Source organism: Alteromonas sp. IB21 (genome assembly GCF_016405965.1).
Lineage (GTDB): Bacteria > Pseudomonadota > Gammaproteobacteria > Enterobacterales > Alteromonadaceae > Alteromonas.
Genome location: NZ_JAEFCD010000001.1, coordinates 280013 through 298249, shown reverse-complemented (window position 1 = coordinate 298249; position 18237 = coordinate 280013). Strand labels below are relative to the sequence as shown.

The 18237-nt window shown below is 45.7% G+C and carries 20 protein-coding genes; all 20 read left to right on the top strand.

What is annotated here, in order from left to right; all coding sequences use genetic code 11:
- Window positions 1-213 precede the first annotated feature (213 nt).
- A complete protein-coding gene (fliL, locus tag JC525_RS01295; RefSeq protein ID WP_198813588.1) occupies window positions 214-750 on the top strand; it encodes a flagellar basal body-associated protein FliL in 537 nt (178 codons plus the stop codon).
- Between the two features lie 27 nt (window positions 751-777).
- Window positions 778-1836: a flagellar motor switch protein FliM gene (gene fliM / locus JC525_RS01290; RefSeq protein ID WP_105930197.1), complete on the top strand. Its 1059-nt coding sequence runs from the start codon at window positions 778-780 to the stop codon at window positions 1834-1836.
- 17 nt (window positions 1837-1853) lie between these two features.
- Window positions 1854-2261 carry a flagellar motor switch protein FliN gene (gene fliN, locus JC525_RS01285; RefSeq protein ID WP_014948639.1) on the top strand — a complete coding sequence of 136 codons (408 nt, stop codon included), beginning with the start codon at window positions 1854-1856 and terminating at the stop codon, window positions 2259-2261.
- A gap of 28 nt (window positions 2262-2289) precedes the next feature.
- Window positions 2290-2742: a flagellar biosynthetic protein FliO gene (gene fliO, locus JC525_RS01280; RefSeq protein ID WP_198813586.1), complete on the top strand. Its 453-nt coding sequence runs from the start codon at window positions 2290-2292 to the stop codon at window positions 2740-2742.
- Complete coding sequence (gene fliP, locus JC525_RS01275; protein WP_198813584.1) at window positions 2735-3490, top strand: flagellar type III secretion system pore protein FliP; 756 nt, start codon at window positions 2735-2737, stop codon at window positions 3488-3490. The genes fliO and fliP overlap by 8 nt, the downstream gene beginning before the upstream one ends.
- An 8-nt stretch (window positions 3491-3498) precedes the next feature.
- Complete coding sequence (fliQ, locus tag JC525_RS01270; RefSeq protein WP_198813575.1) at window positions 3499-3768, top strand: flagellar biosynthesis protein FliQ; 270 nt, start codon at window positions 3499-3501, stop codon at window positions 3766-3768.
- 12 nt (window positions 3769-3780) lie between these two features.
- Window positions 3781-4560, top strand: coding sequence for a flagellar biosynthetic protein FliR (gene fliR, locus JC525_RS01265; RefSeq protein ID WP_198813573.1), 780 nt, complete (start codon window positions 3781-3783; stop codon window positions 4558-4560).
- Between the two features lie 6 nt (window positions 4561-4566).
- The gene (gene flhB, locus JC525_RS01260) at window positions 4567-5691 is read left to right on the top strand and encodes a flagellar biosynthesis protein FlhB (RefSeq protein WP_198813571.1); all 1125 of its coding nucleotides are present in this window, start codon (window positions 4567-4569) and stop codon (window positions 5689-5691) included.
- Between the two features lie 163 nt (window positions 5692-5854).
- Window positions 5855-7954, top strand: coding sequence for a flagellar biosynthesis protein FlhA (gene flhA / locus JC525_RS01255; RefSeq protein WP_198813569.1), 2100 nt, complete (start codon window positions 5855-5857; stop codon window positions 7952-7954).
- 29 nt (window positions 7955-7983) lie between these two features.
- On the top strand, window positions 7984-9414 hold the full coding sequence (gene flhF / locus JC525_RS01250) for a flagellar biosynthesis protein FlhF (protein ID WP_198813567.1): 1431 nt from the start codon (window positions 7984-7986) through the stop codon (window positions 9412-9414).
- A gap of 5 nt (window positions 9415-9419) precedes the next feature.
- Complete coding sequence (locus JC525_RS01245) at window positions 9420-10286, top strand: MinD/ParA family protein (RefSeq protein ID WP_198813565.1); 867 nt, start codon at window positions 9420-9422, stop codon at window positions 10284-10286.
- A complete protein-coding gene (locus tag JC525_RS01240) occupies window positions 10283-11014 on the top strand; it encodes an RNA polymerase sigma factor FliA (protein ID WP_198813563.1) in 732 nt (243 codons plus the stop codon). Before JC525_RS01245 ends, JC525_RS01240 begins: the two co-directional genes overlap by 4 nt.
- 36 nt (window positions 11015-11050) lie before the next feature.
- The gene (cheY, locus tag JC525_RS01235) at window positions 11051-11434 is read left to right on the top strand and encodes a chemotaxis response regulator CheY (RefSeq protein WP_025254383.1); all 384 of its coding nucleotides are present in this window, start codon (window positions 11051-11053) and stop codon (window positions 11432-11434) included.
- Window positions 11435-11468: 34 nt separating this feature from the next.
- The gene (locus JC525_RS01230; protein WP_198813561.1) at window positions 11469-12224 is read left to right on the top strand and encodes a protein phosphatase CheZ; all 756 of its coding nucleotides are present in this window, start codon (window positions 11469-11471) and stop codon (window positions 12222-12224) included.
- Window positions 12225-12236: 12 nt separating this feature from the next.
- On the top strand, window positions 12237-14471 hold the full coding sequence (locus tag JC525_RS01225) for a chemotaxis protein CheA (RefSeq protein ID WP_198813559.1): 2235 nt from the start codon (window positions 12237-12239) through the stop codon (window positions 14469-14471).
- Window positions 14472-14499: 28 nt separating this feature from the next.
- On the top strand, window positions 14500-15630 hold the full coding sequence (locus JC525_RS01220) for a protein-glutamate methylesterase/protein-glutamine glutaminase (protein ID WP_198813556.1): 1131 nt from the start codon (window positions 14500-14502) through the stop codon (window positions 15628-15630).
- Between the two features lie 27 nt (window positions 15631-15657).
- Window positions 15658-16422: a ParA family protein gene (locus JC525_RS01215; protein WP_198813554.1), complete on the top strand. Its 765-nt coding sequence runs from the start codon at window positions 15658-15660 to the stop codon at window positions 16420-16422.
- A gap of 6 nt (window positions 16423-16428) precedes the next feature.
- Window positions 16429-17226, top strand: coding sequence for a chemotaxis protein CheW (locus JC525_RS01210; RefSeq protein WP_198813552.1), 798 nt, complete (start codon window positions 16429-16431; stop codon window positions 17224-17226).
- A gap of 17 nt (window positions 17227-17243) precedes the next feature.
- Window positions 17244-17735, top strand: coding sequence for a chemotaxis protein CheW (locus JC525_RS01205; RefSeq protein ID WP_105930182.1), 492 nt, complete (start codon window positions 17244-17246; stop codon window positions 17733-17735).
- A 57-nt stretch (window positions 17736-17792) separates the two neighbouring features.
- Complete coding sequence (locus tag JC525_RS01200; RefSeq protein ID WP_198813550.1) at window positions 17793-18227, top strand: DUF2802 domain-containing protein; 435 nt, start codon at window positions 17793-17795, stop codon at window positions 18225-18227.
- Window positions 18228-18237: the final 10 nt, after the last annotated feature.

The window sequence follows — 18237 nt, the reverse complement described above, 5'->3', positions numbered from 1 at the left end:
CGCCGGTGGATGCATTTATTTGAATCTATCGAGATAAAAGGATTTCGTTGCCAAGCATTCTTGTTTAAAGATAAAAGGGCCGTTGACTCAATGTTGTACGCCAAGTATTGCGGGCAGAGTTTGATAGACGAAGGCATTCACTCATAATGGCATTGCCATTTTTGGCGGAACCTTGATAATACGTTTTTTCCTAGAATTACTGATGAGTTGCACATGGCTGATGAAGAGTTACAAGTAGAAGAAGGCGGTAAAAAGAAAGGCAAGATGATGCTGATTATCATCATAGCCGTCGTTCTTGTTGGAGGTGGGGCTGCTGCCTATTTCTTATTGTTTGCAGGTGGTGATGAGCCAGCCGCAGAGCAATTAGCCGAAGCTGATGCTGCTGCCGCACAAGCAGCGAGTGCGCCAGCAGCAGGAAATGCCGAAATGGGAACCGCATTGTACGTGGCCATGCCGCGACCTTTCGTTTTTAACGTACCCGGTTCTGGCAGAGACAGATTGGTTCAAATAAAAGTACAGCTTTTAGTGCGCGGTTCTGACAATGAGGAACTGGCAAAAACGCACATTCCTCTCATAGAGGGTACGTTGTTGCAGGCTTTTAGCACTTCGAATGCGGATGACCTGGTAACAGAAGCAGGGAAAATTGAGCTTCGCGAGCAGGCAGTAAGTGAAGTGCAAAAAGCAATGAAAGACATTACGGGTAACGATGTTGTCGAACGCGTATTGTTTACTGGTTTTGTCATGCAGTAATGCAATGACTTTGTAAGGTAGAAGACGGTGAGTGATTTATTATCTCAAGATGAAATCGATGCCCTGTTACACGGGGTAGATGATGTAGATGAGGATGAGGTCGGCGATAGCGACTCTGATGCGTCTACGCTCGAGTACGACTTCTCCTCACAAGACAGAATTGTGCGTGGGCGCATGCCTACGCTTGAAATTGTGAATGAACGCTTTGCGCGCCACATGCGGGTAAGCCTGTTTAATATGATGCGTCGTTCCGCCGAAGTATCGATTAACGGTATTCAAATGATTAAGTTCGGCGAATACATTCATACGTTATTTGTTCCGACCAGCTTGAATATGGTGCGTTTCCGCCCTCTCAAAGGCACAGGGCTTATCACTATGGAAGCCCGTTTGGTTTTCATTTTGGTGGACAACTTCTTTGGCGGCGATGGTCGATACCATGCAAAAATTGAAGGTCGAGAGTTTACGCCTACAGAGCGTCGAATTATTCAGATGCTGCTGAAAATAATCTTCGAAGATTATAAAGAGGCATGGGCGCCGGTTATGGACGTGTCGTTTGAGTACCTAGACTCAGAAGTGAACCCTGCGATGGCAAACATTGTGAGTCCAACTGAGGTGGTAGTGATCAGCTCATTCCACATTGAGTTAGACGGCGGTGGTGGAGACTTCCATGTATCGTTGCCATACTCAATGTTAGAGCCCATTCGCGAACTGCTTGATGCGGGTGTTCAAAGCGACAAGGAAGATACGGACTTGCGATGGAGTAAAGCCCTTCGCGACGAAATTATGGATGTTAAGGTGGCGCTCACTACCCATATGCTGGATGTTGATGTGCCCCTTCGCGACGTGATGGAGTTTAAACCTGGGGATATTATCCCTGTGGAAATGCCAGAAACCATCACAGTATTAATTGAAGATCTACCCACATTCAGAGCTAAGTTAGGTCGAAGCAGAGATAATTTAGCGCTGAAAATCGTAGAAAAGATTGCAAGACCGACTTCAGTGAAGTCTGAGCTACAGTTATTAACCCGCGGTGGGCGCATTATTGATAATGACGCAGAACTGCAAGTACTCGAAGAAGACCTGTAAGGTAAAGGGGAGTTCCCATGAGTGAAGACGGTATGGACGATTGGGCTGCGGCGATGGCCGAGCAAGCCGAATCTGAAGCGGAACAAGAAGCTGGCGATAATGAAGATGTGCAGGTGGCCGAGCTTGACGAGCTAACTGACGACGCGCCAATCACGCAAGAAGAAAAGAAAAAGTTAGATACCATTCTCGATATTCCTGTGACTATTTCGATGGAAGTCGGTCGTAGTCAAATAAGTATCCGAAATCTGCTACAGTTGAACCAGGGTTCTGTGGTGGAGCTGGATCGTGTTGCCGGTGAGCCACTAGATGTATTAGTTAATGGCACGTTGATTGCTCATGGTGAAGTAGTAGTGGTCAACGACAAATTCGGTATTCGATTAACGGATGTTATTAGTCAAATTGAGAGAATCAAGAAGCTTAGATAAAACTTCTTATAAAATAAGGGGTTGCGCAATGCTGCCCCTTCTATTTAGTCAGCTAGCTTTCGCGCAGTCGACACAATCCATTACCAACCCCACATCAGTACTGTCAATTTTTCTTTCTTTGTTAGTTGTTGTTGGTGTCATTTTCGCGCTGGCTTATGTTATGCGTCGGTTTAATGTCACTGCCATGGGTAGCAATCAAATGAAAGTGGCAGCTAGTATGGTTGTAGGTACAAAAGAAAAAATAATGGTGATACAGGTGGGTGATGAGCAGCACCTTATCGGCATAACCAGCCATAACATTTCCCACTTGAGCAAGCTTGATAAAAACCTAGACATATCTGTTAAAGGCTTGGGCAGAACAAGTGGCGAAAAGCAAAACGGCGCAGATGCTTTCAAACAAAAGTTAGTTGAGGCGATGGCGGGAAAACTTAACCCTAATATAGAAAAGAATGATGCGAAGGAAGGGGCGAAAGATGCGTAAGCTTACTTGGCTTGTCTTTGCGCTACCACTGCTTATGTTTGCAGAGCCGGTGTTCGCGCAACAAGGTATTTCAGCGGTTACCGTCACAACCAATCAAGACGGTACGCAAGATTATTCAATGACACTCCAAGCGCTGTTTATCATGACAGCGTTAAGTTTAATTCCAGCGTTCATAATGATGATGACATCATTCACGCGTATCATCGTCGTTTTATCGATATTGCGCCAAGCGATTGGATTACAACAGTCGCCGTCAAACCAAATTTTAATCGGCGTGAGTTTGTTTCTTTCCATGTTTATCATGGCGCCAGTATTTGAAGAGGTTAATGAACGGGCGCTACAGCCTTACCTCAGCGAACAGCTCACTAGTTTAGACGCACTCGAGCAAGCTAAAGGGCCTATGCGTGCTTTCATGCTCTCGCAAACACGAGTGAAAGATTTAGAGACCTTTGTGCGCATTGCAGGCGATGAAGGGAAGTATGCCGACACCGACGAAGTACCGCTCACTATCCTTATTCCAGCGTTTGTGACCAGCGAACTTAAAACCGCCTTTCAGATTGGTTTTATGTTGTTTATTCCGTTTCTCATCATCGACTTGGTTGTGGCTTCTATCCTGATGGCGATGGGTATGATGATGCTGTCGCCAATGATTGTTTCCCTGCCATTTAAACTCATGCTCTTCGTGCTTGTGGACGGCTGGAATCTTATTTTCGGTACGTTGGCAACCAGTTTCGGTATGGGCGTCTAGGAGGGCTTATGTCACCAGAAGTCTTTGTAGAAATACTGCGAGAAGCCATGTTTATGGTTATCGTTTTGGTATGCGCCGTTATTGTTCCAAGCTTGATTGTTGGCCTAGTGGTAGCAGTGTTTCAGGCTGCAACCAGTATCAATGAACAAACCATGAGCTTCTTACCTCGTTTGCTTGTTACACTTTTAGCGCTTAGTTGGGGAGGCAATTGGCTGGTACAGCAGCTTATGGACTTTACTTTTAGAATGGCCGATATGATACCGCAAGTTGTGGGATAGAAGGTCAATACAGTGGAAGTCGAACTCGCCACCATCAATCAATTTTTGGCTGACATGCTGCTGCCCTTTATGCGCATTAGCGGGTTATTCGTGGCTATGATTGGATTGAGTGCTAAGTCTATTCCGCCCCAAGTGAGAGCCTTGTTAGGCATTATGCTCACACTGATTATCATGCCTGTGGTTCCCCCGTCACCGATAGAAAACCTGGTTGATGTGGGCACTTTTTTAATTGTTATTCAGCAATTGTTGATAGGCATCGCTATCGGTTTTATATCTATGATGGTGCTCAACACCTTCGTGCTGGCAGGGCAGATCATTGCCATGCAGACGGGATTGGGCTTTGCGTCCATTGTCGACCCAGTCAACGGTATTAACGTACCTGCGGTGGGGCAATTTTATCTGATACTTGCTACGCTCTTGTTTTGGACGCTAGACGGCCACCTGTCTATGATCCAAATGATCGTAATGAGCTTTCAGGCATTCCCTATCGGCGAGGCGTGGTGGACAGGTGAACAGTTCCGCGATATCGCGCACTGGGGAGGCTGGATGTTTATATCGGCTGTTACACTCTCATTAGCGCCTATCGTGTCACTGCTAATTGTAAATTTGGCCTTTGGTGTAATGACAAAAGCTGCACCGCAGCTAAACATTTTCAGCATTGGTTTTTCCATTGCTCAGGTAATGGGACTGCTAATTATCTGGATAACGCTAGACAACTTTACTGCACACTTTGAAACTCAATGGTTTAGAGCCGAACAGTTTATGTGTGAACTATTGAATATTTGTCCGTAGGTAAAAATGGCAGATTCAAGCGAAAAAACAGAAGACCCCACGGGGAAAAAACTCGAAGATGCCCGAAAAAAAGGGCAACTGGCTCGTTCCCGTGAGTTATCCACCACGCTGGTGCTGATAGCCAGCGCCGTCATGTTTCTATTCGTTGGAGGCTGGATTGCCGAATCTGTTTTTAAGCTTACCCAGCGCATGTTTATTCTTTCTCGCGACGAAACCTATGATGTCACTCATATGTTTGGCGCTTGGGGTGAGGCGTTTTCTGCGGTAGGCCCTGCGGTATTGCTTTACATGGTTGTTGCGATGATTGCAGGCATTTACGGCTCTATTGCCCTGGGTGGCTATAATTTCACGTGGGAGGGCGCAGCGCCTAAAGGTTCAAAAATGAGCCCTATTCAAGGGTTTAAGCGCATGTTTGGCACCAATGGCTTGGTAGAACTATTGAAATCTATTGCCAAGGTTGTGGTTATCATCGGCATGGCCATTGGCGCGCTATTGTTCTTCGAAGATGAAGCACTGCACCTAGATATGGAACTCTATCCTGGCAACATCTTTCATGCTCTTGACATGCTCAAATGGGCATTTCTTATCTTAGTTTGCGGCATGATCCCCATTGCGCTTATTGATGTGCCTTATCAGATGTATAAGCACAACAAAGAAATGAAGATGACTAAACAAGAGGTCAAAGACGAAAGAAAGAACGCAGAAGGTGACCCTATGGTGAAGGGGCGTATTCGTCGATTACAATATCAAGCGGCAACTAAGCGAATGATGCAGGAAGTGCCGCACGCTGACGTGGTTGTTACTAACCCCACCCATTTCTCTGTCGCCATAAAATATGATGAAAAGGGTTTAAGAGCGCCTGTGGTTGTGGCTAAAGGTGCGGATGAACTAGCGATGCATATTAGAAAAATCGCAACCGCTAACAATGTACCGTTAATTCCTTCGCCTATGTTAGCCCGCGCGATATTCTATTCAACAGAAGTGGATGATGAAATTCCCAACGCCTTATTTATGGCGGTAGCGCAGGTACTAGCTCATGTGTATCAATTGAGGGCGCACAGTGCAGGAAAAGGCAAACGGCCCAAACCGCTCAAGCGAGATTTACCCATTCCGCCTGAATATCGTCGATAGTCACCGTTATTGTCCGAACTACTTCACCCATAATAGCGACAGCGCTATTTTTAGCCGTTGAGTGGCACCTTTACTGCCTTACTAACAAAGCTGGCACGTTAGTTGAAAACTCCCTTTCAGATTTACATAAAGCGTCAATTTTCTGATAGAGAGACACCAAACCATGCAGTTATCCGGTTATCTTCAGCGATTCGATAAAAATCAGCTGCAAAATTTTACCAGTGGTCTAGGCGCGCCCATCGTCCTTTTGGCAATCATGGGAATGGTTATTTTACCCATGCCGCCGTTTTTATTAGACGTGCTTTTTAGTTTTAATATTGCGCTGTCTCTGGTCATCATACTGGTAGCGGTACTCACAAAAAAACCTGTAGATTTTGGGATTTTTCCTCTTGTTTTGCTGATTGCAACAGTACTTCGCCTTGCTTTGAACGTTGCATCAACTCGGGTTGTATTGCTTTATGGTCATGAAGGTGGAGATGCTGCGGGTAAGGTAATTGAAGCCTTTGGTGCTGTGGTTATCGGCGGCAACTACGCTGTCGGTATTGTTGTCTTCGCTATTTTACTTATCATCAACTTCAAAGTAGTCACTGCGGGAGCAGGGCGCATTTCAGAAGTAAGTGCGCGCTTTACCTTAGATGCTATGCCGGGTAAGCAGATGGCTATCGATGCGGACCTAAATGCAGGATATATAGACCAAGACCAGGCTCGCCAGCGCCGTGAAGAAATTACTGCAGAGGCGGATTTCTACGGGTCGATGGACGGTGCGTCAAAGTTTGTGAAAGGCGACGCGGTTGCCGGGCTTTTTATAATGCTTATCAACATTGTTGGCGGGCTCTTTATAGGCATGATCCAACACGGCCTTTCTTTTGGAGATGCCATAGAAATCTACACTATTTTAACCATTGGTGACGGGCTCGTTGCTCAAATCCCATCATTACTCCTTTCTGTGGCCACCGCAATTATCGTTACTCGCGAAAATGAGTCTCAGGAGATGGGTAAAGAAATACGCGGTCAGTTAGGGAATAATCAGGCGTTATATATAGCTTCAGGCGTGCTATTTGTCATGGGGATCATCCCAGGAATGCCTCACATTGCGTTTCTTGGTTTTTCTTTCCTAATTGCGGGCTTTGCTTATTTTCAAACCGTTCAAGCTCGGAAAAAGGCTGCTGCACCTTCAGTACCGGATAATGTAGCAAAGAACGAAACGCTTACCCCCGAAGTCAAAGAACTGGGCTGGGACGATGTGCAACAAGTCGATACCATTGGATTAGAGGTAGGTTATCGTCTTATTCCACTTGTTGATAAATCGCAAGGTGGTGAGTTATTGACGCGTATTAAGGGTGTACGTAAAAAGCTGTCTCAAGAGCTTGGTTTTCTTATTCCTCCTGTCCATATTCGCGATAACTTAGATTTAGAGCCCAATACATACACCATTGCCATGTTAGGCGTCACTATTGGTGATTCGGTTATTAGTCACGACGAAGAGCTTGCCATTAACCCAGGGCAGGTATTTGGTAAATTAGAAGGGCGAGCAACGAAGGACCCTGCATTCGGTCTAGACGCAGTATGGATCAAACCGAATAAACGAGAGCATGCGCAAACATTAGGTTATACGGTTGTAGATGCCGCTACCGTGGTAGCGACCCATTTAAGTCAGCTACTGACCAATAATGCTTATCAATTACTTGGTCACGAGGAAGCACAGCAGCTTCTCGATATGCTGGCCAAACATCATCCTAAATTAGTTGAAGGTTTAGTGCCGGATATCCTGCCGCTAAGTACAGTGGTGAAAGTGCTCCAAACTTTGTTATTTGAGGGAGTACCTATTCGCGATATGCGAACTATTGTTCAAACGCTGAGTGAGTATGGTACGCGTAGCCAAGACCCTGATGTATTGGTATCTGCGGTGCGTATTGCGCTGAAACGACTTATTGTCCAAGAGATCACTCAAGGGGCGAAAGAAATACCTGTCATAACCTTGGCGCCAGAGTTGGAACAGATGTTGCACCAGTCACTTCAAGCAGGTGGCGAAGATGGCGCTGGTATTGAACCAGGTCTGGCAGATAAGTTGCAAAAATCATTGCAACAAGCCAGTCAGCAACAAGAGTTAGAAGGTGAGCCTGCTGTGCTTCTAACATCTGGTATGCTGAGACCGGTGCTCTCTCGCTTCTTAAAATATTCGGTTGTTGGGCTTCATGTGCTGTCGTATCAAGAAGTTCCTGATGACAAACAAATAAAAATAGTCAGTTCGGTCGGTCAATAATCTGACGCTGGGTGATTGGAGAGGTTGCAATGAAAATAAGACGTTTCTTCGGCAAAGATATGCGTGAGGCGTTAAGCCAAGTTAAAGCAGAGTTGGGCAGTGATGCAGTTATCATGTCAAACCGCAAAGTGGCTGATGGTATCGAGCTTGTTGCAGCTTACGATAAAGAGCCGGAAGCGAAACTCACAGCGTCGAAATCAGCGTCAAAAGCGCCAGGTCAAAAAGCCATGCCTAGCTTAAGTGAAATTATTGGCGATGACGGCCCTGACAGCTTAAAAGCGTTATTAGAAAAGCAGCATGGGGCTGCAGCTGCGACAGCCAATCAAGGGCCTTCATCTAGCGCTGCTGAAAACCACACCCAGCGACGTCCTCAACCTATGTCAGCTAATGCTAAGCACGCCAACGAGATAGCGTCACATTTGGATTTTTCAGATGCATTTATCGATGATGTGGAGAGCCAACACACCGCTAGTCACCGTACTCACGACTTACCCTTTCCTGATCATCAAGCGTCAAGCATTGGCGAAGCGCCGTTGACACAATCGGCAGAACTTGCGCAGATAAAAGAAGAACTTGCGTCACTACGCGACGTCCTGCAATACCAAGTTGCTGACCTTATGGAAGCCAAAAACAAGCGTCAAAAACCGGTTCATCAATACCTGACCACGCGTTTAGTTGACATGGGGCTGAGCAGTGCACTTGCTAACCAGTTAATTAATTACACACCCGCACACTATAATGAGCGTGACGCGTGGGTATATCTTCTTAACCTATTGGCTAATCGCATAAATGTGACGGGGAACGATATACTTAGCTCACAGGGCGCGGTTGCATTGGTTGGTCCTACTGGAACCGGTAAAACAACAACGGTTGCCAAATTAGCTGCCCGTTATGCGCAGAAGTATGGTGCAGAGTCCGTCGCTATGATCACCATAGATACGTATAGAATTGCTGCCTATGAGCAGCTAGCGACATACGGAAAAATCATTGGCTGTACAGTGAGAAAGGCGCAGACTAGTGAAGAGTTAGCTGATTTATTATTCCAACTTCGCCATAAGCGACTAGTATTAATCGATACGGCAGGGTTTAGTCAGCGAGACAGTCGATTAATTAAACAGATTAAGCAATTTGACAATGGTCAAATGCCTAAAGTGAAAAAATATTTGGTTGCGCAAGCCAATACTCAATATCCGGCGCTTCAAAGAATTATCCAAGCGTATGATGATATTGAATTAAGTGGCTGTATTTTCACGAAGTTAGATGAATGCTACTCTTTGGGAGAGGTATTGAGCGCTGCGGTTGAGTACCAACTACCGGTTAGTTATGTCACCGATGGTCAGAAAGTGCCTGAAGACATTAAGATTGCAGAAGCGAAATCTTTAGTTTCCGCTGCTGCAAAGCTTTATAAAAAGTACGGTTTGAATCATACTAGTGTTAACAACGCAATTAAAACAGCATAAGCAGTATGATTGACGATCAAGCGAGTAGCTTAAGAAAAATGAAGCAATCACGGTTAATCAAGGTTATCGCCGTCACCGGAGGCAAAGGTGGCGTAGGTAAAACAAATATTACTCTCAATACCGCTATCGCTATGGCGAAGCAGGGTAAGCGAGTCATGGTACTTGACGCGGACCTCGGTCTGGCAAACGTTGATGTTATGCTAGGACTTCGCGTAGAGAAAAACTTATCTCATGTGCTTTCAGGTGAATGTACCCTTGACGATGTTCTTGTAACTGGGCCGCACGGTATAAAAATCGCTCCAGCTACCTCTGGCACGCAGTCGATGGCAGAGTTATCGCCAACTCAACACGCAGGTTTGATTCGCGCTTTTAGCGAGTTAAGAACGCCTATAGATGTGTTAATTGTCGACACGGCAGCGGGAATTTCAGACATGGTGTTGAGCTTCTCAAAAGCTTCTCAAGACATCGTGGTGGTGGTGTGCGATGAGCCTACATCCCTAACGGATGCCTACGCCTTAATAAAGATATTGAATCGTGAGCACGGTGTTTTTCGCTTCAAGGTGGTGGCTAATATGGTTCGCGATGTGCGTGAAGGCCAAGAATTATTTAGTAAATTAAGTAAAGTCACAGGGCGTTTTTTGGATGTTGCACTAGAATTAGTGGCAACGGTTCCATTTGACGAAAATATTCGCAAAGCCGTAAGAAAACAAACGGCTATCGTGGATGCCTTTCCAGGCTCTCCAGCCGCAGTGGCGATAACACAGCTGGCAAGTAGAGCAATGTCATGGCCCATTCCCGCTCAACCAGGCGGACACTTAGAATTTTTTATTGAACAACTTGTTGCAGAAAAAGCAGTAGGAAATCAGCGTTGAATAGCAAGGCAGCCGCTTATCAACAACAAACCGATAAGTCGCAGTTAGTCGAAAGACATGCGCCATTGGTTAAGCGTATAGCGCATCACTTGATGGCAAGATTGCCTGCAAGTGTTCTTGTTGATGACCTTATCCAATCAGGCATGATTGGCCTGTTAGAAGCTGCACGGAACTTCGACGGCTCTAAGGGGGCGAGTTTTGAAACCTTTGCGGGGATTCGTATTCGCGGTGCAATGCTCGATGAAATACGCAAAGGAGACTGGACCCCTCGTTCAGTCCACCGTAACGGACGCGCAATTTCGGAAGCCATATCTCAAGTAGAAGGTGAGACCGGAAGAGATGCAAGAGATGCTGATATTGCTGAAAAGCTTAATGTAAGCTTGCAGGATTATCATCAAATGCTCAATGAAGTGAATGCCGGAAAGCTCGTTGGTATAGAAGACTTGGGCGTGTCGGAGGACGTAATCACTACTGAGCAAAGCAGAGGCAGTGATGCGCCGCTGGAAGACTTGATGCAGGGCGCTTTTCAAAAAGCACTTGCTCAAGCAATTACAACGCTACCTGAACGGGAAGCGATTGTGCTTTCTTTATACTATGATGAAGAATTGAATTTACGAGAAATTGGTGAGGTTCTTGACGTAAGTGAGTCAAGAGTCAGTCAAATTCACAGTCAGGCCATGTTAAAACTCAAATCACGAATGAAGTCGTGGCAGGCTGACGAAGAATAGAAATTAATAACAATTAACCCCTCATTGGAGGCTATTTTGGACAAAAGTATGAAAATTCTTGTGGTTGATGATTTTTCTACCATGAGACGTATCATCAAAAACCTTCTTAAAGACTTAGGTTTTGCCAACATCCAAGAAGCGGATGACGGAAGCACAGCACTGCCTATGTTGCAACAAGGTGATTTTGATTTCGTTGTTACTGACTGGAACATGCCCGGCATGCAAGGTATCGACTTGCTTCGCGCAATTCGAGCAGACGACAAGCTCAAACATTTGCCTGTTCTAATGGTAACTGCTGAAGCCAAAAAAGAACAAATCGTTGCCGCAGCACAGGCCGGTGTGAACGGGTACGTAGTTAAACCGTTCACAGCTGCAACACTTAAAGAAAAATTAGACAAAATTTTCGAACGTTTAGGTTGATCCAGACGCTCACCAGATAAATGAGGTTTACTGGATGACAACGAATGTAAACGTTCCAATTTCGTTGGAAGAAGCCAAGCAACTCGTTACTTATCTTGAAGAAGGTGATAACGCTTCAGCCAATGCCCTACTTGAAGCAGCATCAATGAAAGAAAACGTTGAGCTGTTTGCTGAAGTGGGAAAACTGACGCGTCAACTTCATGACGCGTTAAACAACTTTCAAATTGACGATCGCATTAAAAACTTAGCAACCGACGATATTCCGGATGCTCAGTCCCGCCTGACTTACGTTATTGAAGAAACTGAGAAAGCAGCTAATACTACTATGGATGCCGTTGAAGCGAGCATGCCAATAGCAGAAATGCTTTCAATGCGTATTGATAAAGTAATGCCAGAATGGAAGAAGTTAATGAATCGCCAAATTGAGTTGGGTGAATTCAAAGCATTATGTGCCGACTTAGACGAATTATTAGAAGACGGTTCGCTCCAGTCAGCTAAACTTACAAAACTGCTTACCGAAGTACTGATGGCGCAAGGATATCAGGACTTAACGGGGCAGGTTATCCGTCGCGTCATTGACCTTGTAAAAGAGGTGGAAGACAGCTTAGTCAACATGCTTACCATGTTTGGCGAGCGCGATGGAGAAGAACATACTAAACCATCTCGTGTTAAGGCCGATAAGATAGATGGTGTAGAGGCAGAAGGCCCAATTATTGACGCCGAAAAACGAGATGATGTCGTTTCAGGCCAAGATGACGTAGATGATCTTTTGTCTAGCTTAGGTTTTTAGGGGAGCGGGCGCATGTCGTTTGATGTTGACGAGGATATATTACAGGACTTTCTGGTTGAAGCTGGAGAGATTCTTGAACAATTACAAGAACAGCTCGTTGATCTTGAAAACAACCCGGAAGATGCGGATTTACTAAACGCAATTTTCCGAGGGTACCATACAGTAAAAGGAGGCGCAGGTTTCCTTTCTCTCACAGAACTCGTTGAAATTTGTCACGGTGCAGAGAACGTATTCGATGTGATGCGAAACGGGCAAAGAACCTTAACCCCTGAACTTATGGATATCATTCTGCAGGCCACCGATGTGGTTGTAGAAATGTTCGAACGAGTAAAGGCTCAGGAGCCCCTGCAACCTGCAGACGCGCAGTTAGTTGATACACTTCATAAACTGAGTCGCCCTGAAACGCCAGACGAAAACATATTTGACTCTTCAAGCGCCCCTGTACAAGAAACCGTTGCAGATGAGTTAGAGCTAGTAATAGAAGAACCTACAGCACAAGCGCCTAGCAGTAGCGACAGTGGTGGTGGAATTGACGAAATCACCGAAGATGAATTTGAAGCGCTTCTCGATGAACTGCACGGTTCTTCAGCACCGGGCCGGTCGCCATCAGCAACGGCTGCAACGCCTCCGACGTCAGCATCAAAGCCAGCGACGTCAGCAAGCGATAGCGACGATATTACCGATGAAGAATTTGAAGCGCTGTTAGACGATTTACATGGCAAAGGCCAATTCAGCGCCAGCGAAGCGCCAGCTGCTGAGCCAAAAGCGCAGGTTGCATCAGCACCGACAAGCGCAAGCAGTGATGAAGAAATTACTGACGACGAATTTGAAGCACTTCTTGATCAGTTACACGGGTCAGGTCAAGGCCCTACTAAGTTAGGTGAAGCGCCTAAGCCGGTAGAGCCGCCTGTCGACAAAGCAGCGACGGAAGCTGTTCAAAAAGCGAAACAGTCAGCACCAAAACCAAATCCTGCGCCAAGTACACCAGCACCCTCTGCCCCAAGCGCGTCAACAAAAGCGGCCAGTGCTCCGCCTAAAAAGGATGATAAGAAGGCGGCTGCTTCTGGGCCTCAAGCTGAAACAACGGTGCGGGTTGATACCAAACGCCTTGACCAGATCATGAATATGGTAGGGGAGCTTGTTCTGGTTCGAAACCGCTTGCTAAGCCTAGGTATTAATAGCAACGATGAAAGCATGTCGAAAGCGATCGCTAACCTAGACGTCGTCACTGGCGACTTGCAGGGTGCGGTGATGAAAACGCGCATGCAGCCAATCAAAAAGGTATTTGGCCGCTTCCCTCGCGTTGTGCGAGACCTTGCAAGAAGCTTAAAGAAAGAAATAACGCTTGAGCTTGTAGGTGAAGAAACTGATTTAGATAAAAACTTGGTTGAAGCGCTGGCCGATCCGCTGGTGCATTTGGTGAGAAACTCGGTAGACCACGGCATTGAAATGCCGGATGATCGCGCCGCAGCTGGCAAGCCAAGAATGGGAACTGTTCAACTGGCAGCGTCTCAAGAAGGTGACCACATTCTTCTTACGATTGAAGACGACGGTAAGGGCATGGACCCCGAGAAGCTTAAGGAGATAGCGATAAGTCGTGGCGTGTTAGATGCGGACGCAGCGGCACGAATGTCTGATGTTGAAGCATTTAACCTAATTTTTGCTCCAGGTTTCTCTACTAAGACAGAAATCAGTGATATTTCTGGTCGCGGTGTGGGCATGGATGTGGTTAAGACAAAAATTAATCAGCTTAACGGTACGGTAAATATCGATTCGCAGCTAGGTAAAGGCACGCGGCTTGATATCAAAGTACCTTTGACATTAGCCATTCTTCCTACACTAATGATTGTTGTAGGAAAACAAACCTTTGCGTTACCATTAGGTGCGGTGAACGAAATAATAAACATGGACATCAAGAAGACCAACACGGTCGATGGCCAACTAACAATGATAGTTCGTTCGAAAGCAATTCCGTTGTTCTTCCTCGGCGAATGGTTGATTCGTGGCCCTAAAAATATTGAAAGAGACAAAGGTCACGTGGTTGTTGTACAAATAGGTACACAGCAAGTCGGATTCGTAGTAGACGCGCTAATAGGTCAAGAAGAGGTGGTAATAAAACCGCTTGACGCTTTGTTACAGGGTACACCTGGCATGGCGGGAGCAACCATTACTTCAGACGGTGGAATTGCACTTATTTTAGATGTTCCGAGCCTTCTAAAACGGTATGCGCGTAAACCCATTAAGTAAGGCGATGAATTAATAGGAATAGTAATCCATGGTCTTTAAAGTCCTTGTGGTGGACGACTCGACATTTTATCGTCGTCGGGTAAGAGAAATACTCGACAGCGATAGAGAGCTTGAAGTTGTTGGGGAAGCGCGAAATGGGCGCGATGCACTGGAAAAAGCAGAAGCGCTTAAGCCGGACGTAATAACAATGGATGTCGAGATGCCGGTAATGGATGGTATTTCTGCTGTGAAGGCTATTATGGATAAAAAGCCTACGCCCATTCTCATGTTCTCGTCCTTAACCTACCATGGCGCTCAAGCTACGCTTGATGCTCTTGAAGCAGGTGCGCTCGATTTCTTGCCTAAGAAATTCGAAGACATTGCGCAAGATAGAAAAGAAGCTTCTCATTTATTATGCACTAAAGTTAGGTTGATAGCGCGGCGAGGCGTTGGTCTTAGACGTCCGTTATTTAGAGCAACAGAAACGAGACAGCTTCCGGATAATGCACCTAAGCAGGCTTTCTTTAAAACCTCTGGATTATTGTCCGGGCATAAAGATGCAGCAAAGCAACCAACCGTATCGTCGGTCAGAGCATCGGGTAAACGCTACAAGTGTTTAGCCATTGGCGCTTCGACTGGCGGGCCAGTTGCACTTCAAAAAGTGCTTGCGCCTTTACCGGCAGATTTTGCTTACCCTATTTTGCTTGTTCAACACATGCCAGGTACGTTTACTACAGCGTTCGCGCAACGGTTGAATTCTAACTGTAACATAAGCGTAAAAGAAGCTGAGCATGGCGACATATTAAAACCTGGTCATGCTTATCTTGCGCCAGGTGGCAAGCAGATGCTGATAGAAAACATCGGCCTGAATAAAAGCATCGTGATAACCGATGCCGGTGCGAACGAAAAGGTAAATTATAAACCTAGCGTCGACCTCACGTTCGGCTCGCTGGCGAAAACGTTTGGTGGCGACGTTTTGGGCATTATCTTGACAGGTATGGGGGCTGACGGTCGGGAAGGGTGTCGTTTGTTGAAAGACAAGGGGGCGACCATTTGGGCGCAGGATCAAGACTCTTGTGTTGTGTATGGCATGCCGCAGGCAGTGGCTGTTGCTAATATATCGAGCAAAAATATTAACATTGACGATATAGGTAGTTGCGTTCTAACCGAGATGCGCTAGCGTTTTAGACACCAACGGAAAAAAATCATGAAAGTGTGGACTGTAGCAAATCAAAAAGGCGGAGTGGGAAAAACGACCACGACAGTGAGCCTTGGTGGTTTGCTTGCAGAGCAGGGTAAACGTGTGCTTATGATCGATACCGACCCTCATGCCTCTCTAAGTTATTATTTCGGTATTGACGCTGAAGCGACTAGTCATTCAGTTTACGATATTTTTATTCAGTCTAATTCACTTACTGCCGATAAGGTTATGGATTGTCTAAGTCCAACGAAGTTAGACAACCTGTATGTGCTGCCTGCCACAATGGCGTTAGCCACCCTTGATAGAACGATGGGCAGCGAACAGGGAATGGGGCTAGTGTTAAAAAAAGCCCTTGCCAAAATCGCTGATGAATTTGATGTGGCAATTATAGATTGCCCGCCCGTTCTTGGGGTACTCATGGTTAATGCGCTGGCAGCGTGCAATAAAGTAATAGTGCCCACGCAAACGGAATATTTAGCACTTAAGGGCCTAGATAGAATGATCCGCACCATGGAGATCATGGGGCGTTCATTAAATAAAACCTTTGATACAGTGATCATTCCAACTATGTTTGATAAGCGTACGAACGCTGCATTAGCATCTCGCAAAAAGTTATTAAGCGACTATGGTGAGCGCGTGTGGGAAGGTGTAATACCCGTAGATACTCACTTCAGAGACGCCAGTTTAGTGCAATTGCCTATTTCATCTGCCTATCCTAAAACCCGTGGTGTGTCCGCTTATGCGAAGCTGTTAACCGTGTTGGAGAAGTAATAAAAAATGAGCAAGCAATCACCCTTTGCCCGTGAAGAAGTGATGGAGGCCTACTTAGATAGCCTTCTCAAAGAGCCAGAAACACCGGAAGATGTTACTGCGCGCACGGCTAAGTTGCTTGAGCAAGCGTCTCAACAAATCACCGAATCAACGCTGATAAGTGTTGAAAAGCAGGATATAGCGCAACATGCCGAAGAAGCTATCGCGGAAAAAGTCACGTCGATTTTAGAGACGTCGACGCTTGAGAATGTTGAAGATAAAAATCGAGAGACGGTAACTCATACTGAGACTTTGGAAGAAAGAGCCTTAGATGCAGCCGTTAAATCAAAAGTACCACTAAAGGATACTCTCGGTTTTCGTTTTCAAGCGCTATTCTTTGAAGTGGCGGGTTTAACGCTAGCGGTTCCGTTGACTACCCTGGGTGGAATTCACCAAATAGAAAAAATAGGGCCACTTTTCGGAAAACCTGATTGGTTTATGGGTGTAATGCTACACAGAGAGTCTAAACTTAATGTAGTTGATTCAGCAAAGTGGGTAATGCCAGAAAAATATGATGAAAACCTCGCACAATCGCTCAACTACCGATATCTTATAATGTTAGGAGAAAGTTTGTGGGGGTTGGCAAGTGAAAAGCTTGTTAATACGGTCAATTTGACTACAGATGATGTTAAATGGCGCGAGTCCACAGGTAAGCGTCCCTGGTTAGCGGGGATGGTTAAAGAAAAAATGTGCGCGTTAATTGACGTTGAAGAATTAATATCTATGCTTAACAAAGGCTTAAGCAGTAACGACCAGACGCCATAGTATTGGGAGCCAGGTTCATGACCGACGAAAGAACAAGTAGTAATGCCACCGACAGCAATGACGAAGTCCTTCAATGGGTTACGTATCGCCTAGGTGATGAAACATACGGTATCAACGTAATGCAAGTCCAAGAGGTATTGCGTTATACCGAAATAGCCCCGGTTCCCGGTGCGCCTGATTATGTACTAGGTATTATCAACCTGCGTGGTAACGTGGTAACTGTGATTGATACCCGTGCACGATTTGGTTTGCCGCCAACAGAGATAACAGACAACACACGTATTGTAATTATTGAGTCTGACGAGCAAGTCGTTGGAATTTTGGTTGATAGCGTGGCCGAGGTGGTTTACTTGAAGTCTTCAGAGATTGACAGTGCACCTAACGTGGGCACAGAGGAAAGCGCCAAGTTTATTCAGGGCGTTAGTAACCGCGATGGCGAGTTGCTTATTCTTGTTGACCTTAATAAATTGCTAAGCGATGAAGAGTGGGATGAGCTTAGCAATATCTAAATAAATGACTGGGCAGTATTATTTAATACTGCCTGCATTTCCCCAAGGGTTACGTCCATGGATTGGCAGCTTGCTGCACCTACCTTGTTAGAACTAGTCTTAATTGTGTTAATGGTTGTACTTGCCGTGACGGTGGGTTTGTTGTACTCGCACATTCGTAAGCTTCGTACTTCTATAGAAACTAGCCAAGCTGAACATATTGAAGCGCTCGCCCGAGTAGAAGCGTTGGCAAACAACGCTAATAATCAGCAAGCTGAAGCGCAGGCAAGAACGTTAGTCATCACTCGACATCTTAAAGAATTAGATGAAAAGCAGGTGAGTATAGAAAATGAGCTTCGCGAGCTTAAATTACAAGACCCTTCCTTGCGCCTTTACCAGCGGGCGGCAGAGCTTGTAAAACAGGGGGCGAGCATTGACGAAATTATTGAAGCCTGTGACATACCAAGAGCAGAAGCGGAAATGTTGGTCATGGTGCATAAACAAAGTAATTAATAATAACGAT

What these genes read in the sequence shown, in the direction of transcription:
- fliL (WP_198813588.1), top strand. Translation starts at nt 214, where the DNA reads ATGGCTGATGAAGAGTTACAAGTAGAAGAAGGCGGTAAAAAGAAAGGC.
- fliN (WP_014948639.1), top strand. Translation starts at nt 1,854, where the DNA reads ATGAGTGAAGACGGTATGGACGATTGGGCTGCGGCGATGGCCGAGCAA.
- fliO (WP_198813586.1), top strand. Translation starts at nt 2,290, where the DNA reads ATGCTGCCCCTTCTATTTAGTCAGCTAGCTTTCGCGCAGTCGACACAA.
- fliP (WP_198813584.1), top strand. Translation starts at nt 2,735, where the DNA reads ATGCGTAAGCTTACTTGGCTTGTCTTTGCGCTACCACTGCTTATGTTT.
- fliQ (WP_198813575.1), top strand. Translation starts at nt 3,499, where the DNA reads ATGTCACCAGAAGTCTTTGTAGAAATACTGCGAGAAGCCATGTTTATG.
- flhB (WP_198813571.1), top strand. Translation starts at nt 4,567, where the DNA reads ATGGCAGATTCAAGCGAAAAAACAGAAGACCCCACGGGGAAAAAACTC.
- flhA (WP_198813569.1), top strand. Translation starts at nt 5,855, where the DNA reads ATGCAGTTATCCGGTTATCTTCAGCGATTCGATAAAAATCAGCTGCAA.
- flhF (WP_198813567.1), top strand. Translation starts at nt 7,984, where the DNA reads ATGAAAATAAGACGTTTCTTCGGCAAAGATATGCGTGAGGCGTTAAGC.
- JC525_RS01245 (WP_198813565.1), top strand. Translation starts at nt 9,420, where the DNA reads ATGATTGACGATCAAGCGAGTAGCTTAAGAAAAATGAAGCAATCACGG.
- JC525_RS01230 (WP_198813561.1), top strand. Translation starts at nt 11,469, where the DNA reads ATGACAACGAATGTAAACGTTCCAATTTCGTTGGAAGAAGCCAAGCAA.
- JC525_RS01225 (WP_198813559.1), top strand. Translation starts at nt 12,237, where the DNA reads ATGTCGTTTGATGTTGACGAGGATATATTACAGGACTTTCTGGTTGAA.
- JC525_RS01220 (WP_198813556.1), top strand. Translation starts at nt 14,500, where the DNA reads ATGGTCTTTAAAGTCCTTGTGGTGGACGACTCGACATTTTATCGTCGT.
- JC525_RS01215 (WP_198813554.1), top strand. Translation starts at nt 15,658, where the DNA reads ATGAAAGTGTGGACTGTAGCAAATCAAAAAGGCGGAGTGGGAAAAACG.
- JC525_RS01210 (WP_198813552.1), top strand. Translation starts at nt 16,429, where the DNA reads ATGAGCAAGCAATCACCCTTTGCCCGTGAAGAAGTGATGGAGGCCTAC.
- JC525_RS01205 (WP_105930182.1), top strand. Translation starts at nt 17,244, where the DNA reads ATGACCGACGAAAGAACAAGTAGTAATGCCACCGACAGCAATGACGAA.
- JC525_RS01200 (WP_198813550.1), top strand. Translation starts at nt 17,793, where the DNA reads ATGGATTGGCAGCTTGCTGCACCTACCTTGTTAGAACTAGTCTTAATT.